Source organism: Mesorhizobium sp. M8A.F.Ca.ET.021.01.1.1, from assembly GCF_003998025.1.
Lineage (GTDB): Bacteria > Pseudomonadota > Alphaproteobacteria > Rhizobiales > Rhizobiaceae > Mesorhizobium.
Genome location: NZ_RZSJ01000688.1, coordinates 1 through 3020 on the forward strand (window position 1 = coordinate 1; position 3020 = coordinate 3020).

3 protein-coding genes and 1 pseudogene are annotated in these 3020 nt (G+C 63.8%); 3 read left to right on the forward strand and 1 reads right to left on the reverse strand.

Translation table 11 applies throughout. The annotated features are described in order from the left end of the window. The 3 genes from EOA36_RS32220 to EOA36_RS32230 form a co-directional block, all read left to right on the forward strand. On the forward strand, positions 1-348 hold a 348-nt coding region (locus tag EOA36_RS32220; protein ID WP_145969422.1), incomplete at its 5' end, for an ATP-binding cassette domain-containing protein. Then, positions 345-1658, forward strand: coding sequence for an ABC transporter permease (locus EOA36_RS32225; protein ID WP_127280872.1), 1314 nt, complete (start codon positions 345-347; stop codon positions 1656-1658). The genes EOA36_RS32220 and EOA36_RS32225, both read left to right, overlap by 4 nt. After that, positions 1655-2623 carry a substrate-binding domain-containing protein gene (locus EOA36_RS32230; RefSeq protein WP_127280873.1) on the forward strand — a complete coding sequence of 323 codons (969 nt, stop codon included), beginning with the start codon at positions 1655-1657 and terminating at the stop codon, positions 2621-2623. The genes EOA36_RS32225 and EOA36_RS32230 overlap by 4 nt, the downstream gene beginning before the upstream one ends. 206 nt (positions 2624-2829) lie before the next feature. On the opposite strand, the pseudogene EOA36_RS32235 reads toward EOA36_RS32230, so the two are convergent. Then, positions 2830-3020: pseudogene (locus EOA36_RS32235) on the reverse strand (integrase); the annotation flags it as partial.

The following is a 3020-nucleotide window of genomic DNA, read 5'->3' on the forward strand; positions in this document are numbered from 1 at the left end:
GATATCGACCAGCCCGCCGGCACGCTGTCGGGCGGCAACCAGCAGAAGGTCGTCATCGGCAAGTGGCTGGCGACCAGGCCGAGGGTGCTGTTGCTCGACGAGCCGACGCGCGGCATCGATGTCGGCGCCAAGCGCGAGATCTACGACCTCATCTTCCGGCTGGCGGGCGATGGCCTGGCCATCGCCGTCATCAGTTCCGAGCTGCCGGAATTGCTGCATCTTTCCGACCGCATCCTGGTGATGGCCGACGGCCGCCAGACAGGCATCCTTTCCCGCGAAGCGGCGAGCGAGGAGGCCATCATGCGCCTCGCGGCACCGCGCCGGACCCTATCGAGACCCGCCGCATGACCGCACTGAAACTCCTGTCCCGCACCAAGCTCTACTGGGGCCTGATCGCCATCTTCCTGATCGGCGTGCTGGGCTCGCCAGTGAGTTCCAAGGGCAACAACATCTTTCTGTCCTACGGCAATCTCCTTGACGTGCTGCGCCAGGTGTCGACCACCGGGCTGATCGCCACCGGCATGACGGCGGTGATCATCACCGGCGGCATCGACCTTTCCGTCGGCTCGCTGATGGCCATCTGCTCGGTGGTGTGCGCCATGCTGCTGACGGTTCCGGGCGTGACGCCGGGCGTCGTGCTGGGCGTGCCGACGGTTGCCCTGGTTGCGCTGTGTCTCGGCTTCGTGGTCACGCGCTTCATCTTCCTCAACGTGGAAAAGTCCCGCGCCGGCGTTGATGCCGTGGCCCGCGACGTGAGGCTGGACACCGTTCGTGGGCTGGTCACGCCGGCAATCGTCGGCATCGTCCTGTGCTGCCTTTCGCTCTGGTACCTGCTGCCGCAGATCGAGCCCAAATTCGGCGTTCTCGGCGTGCTTCTGGTGGCGCCTTGCGTTGGTCTGCTGTTCGGCGCCATCAACGGTTTCATCATCGTCGGCGGACGGCTGCAGCCTTTCATCGTCACGCTGGCGATGATGGTGACGGCGCTCGGAATCGCCCGGCTCACCGCCGGCCAGAACAATGCCGTGTTGCCGGTCTATACCGGCTCCAACGCCACCGCCGATTTCGAGCTGCTGCGCTCGCTGGTGTTCGGCGTCATCCCGATGCCCGGCCTGTTCTTCCTCGGCGCCATCGTCATCTACGGCGCGGTGCTGCGCTTCACGCCGTTCGGCCGCTATGTCTATGCCATCGGCGGCAATGAGGAGGCGGCCAGGCTTTCCGGCATCGCCGCCGGCCGCGTCAAGATCGCCACTTATGCCATATCAGGACTGCTCGCCGGCATCGCCGCCGTGCTCTACGTAGCGCAGTACCGGCAAGGCAAGCCGGACGCCGGCGCCGGGCTGGAGCTCGACGCCATCGCCGCCGTGGTCATCGGCGGCACCAGCCTGATGGGCGGGCGCGGCAGCCTGATAGGCACCTTCTGCGGCGTGCTGATCTTCGGGCTGCTGTCCAACATATTGCAGCTCCACAACATCAATTCGAACCTTCAGCTGGTGCTGAAGGGGATGATCATCATCGGCACCGTGCTCGTGCAGGAGCGCAATGCCGGCGATCTGCTGGCCTATCTGCGCCTGCCCGGAGCGGCGCACAAGGAAACGGCCGCCGCAAAACGGCCGTCGCAAGAGACACCGTCTCTCAATCTCGGAGGAAACAAGAAATGAACCGACGTGACATGCTGAAGCTTGCCGCATTCGGCGCGGCATTGCTGACCACCACGGCACTGCTCTCCACCGGACATGCCTTCGCCCAGGACAAGAAGTGGAAGATCGGCTTCTCGCAGGTGACCACCATCGAGCCCTGGCGCGCCCAGTTCAACAAGGACATCATCGCCGAGGCCGCCAAGCATCCCGATGTCGAGCTGATCATCACCGACGGCGAGGACAAGACCGAGAAGCAGGTCGCCGACGTCGAGAACCTGATCCGCCAGGAAGTCGACGCGCTCCTGGTGTCGCCGAAGGAATCGGCCGGCCTGACCGGCGTCGTGCAGCAGGCGATCGACGCCAAGATCCCGGTCTTCGTGCTCGACCGCAACGTCGACACCAAGGACTTCACCCAGTTCGTCGGCGGCAACAACAAGCTGATCGGCCGCGCGGCCGGCGAATATGCCGTCGAACTGCTCGGCGGCAAGGGCAAGGCGGCAGGCAATGTCGTCGAGATCTGGGGCGGCATGGGCACCCAGCCGGCGCATGACCGCCATGATGGTTTCCATGAATTCACAGACAAGGAGCCGGGCATCAAATACCTGCTCGACCAGCAGTCGGGCGACTGGAAACAGGACCAGGCCTACAATTTGATGGCCAACGCGCTGAAGACCAACGAGAAGATCGATCTCGTCTACGGCCATAACGACCCGATGGCCTACGGCGCCTATCTCGCCGCCAAGGATGTCGGCCGCGAGAAGGACATCAAGTTCATCGGCATCGACGGCCTGCCCAACGAAGGCGTGCAGATGGTGAACAAGGGCGAGCTGACGGCGACCTTCACCTATGTCACCCCAGGTGCGGAAGGCCTGCGCCAGGCGATCAAGTTCCTGAACGGCGAGAAGGTCGAGAAGACCATCACCTTGCCGACGCAGAAGATCACCAAGGAAAACGCAGCGCAGGTGCTGAAAGACAACGGCCTGTGAGATAGTGGAGCTTGAGGGGCCTCGGTTGGCGCAGCCCCTCATCCGCCTGCCGGCACCTTCTCCCCGTATAGTGACGGGGAGAAGGGAGCTGTGGTGAAGCCGGCGCCCTTCTGCAACGCCGGCGACTAGCGAAGCCGTCGATGACAGCTGTCCAGCCGATAGATGGGTAACAGATTGAACCGGATACATAGGTAACAGTTCTCCCCCTATGCATCCGCCGCAGCGCCAAGCGGTTTGGTTGGCGCGGCGCTGCGGCGGACGAGCTTCATGCGTCTGGTGTCGATGATGCCAAGCGGATAATCATGGAAGGTAAGTGCCCATTGGCCGTCCTCGGCTTCGGTGGCCGCGACGGCTTCGCCGGCCAGTGATTGCGAGACATAGACGAAGCCGCCATTCC

Bases quoted from the DNA above. Each gene is read 5' to 3' on its own strand.
- EOA36_RS32225 (WP_127280872.1), top strand. From the start codon at position 345: ATGACCGCACTGAAACTCCTGTCCCGCACCAAGCTCTACTGGGGCCTG.
- EOA36_RS32230 (WP_127280873.1), top strand. From the start codon at position 1,655: ATGAACCGACGTGACATGCTGAAGCTTGCCGCATTCGGCGCGGCATTG.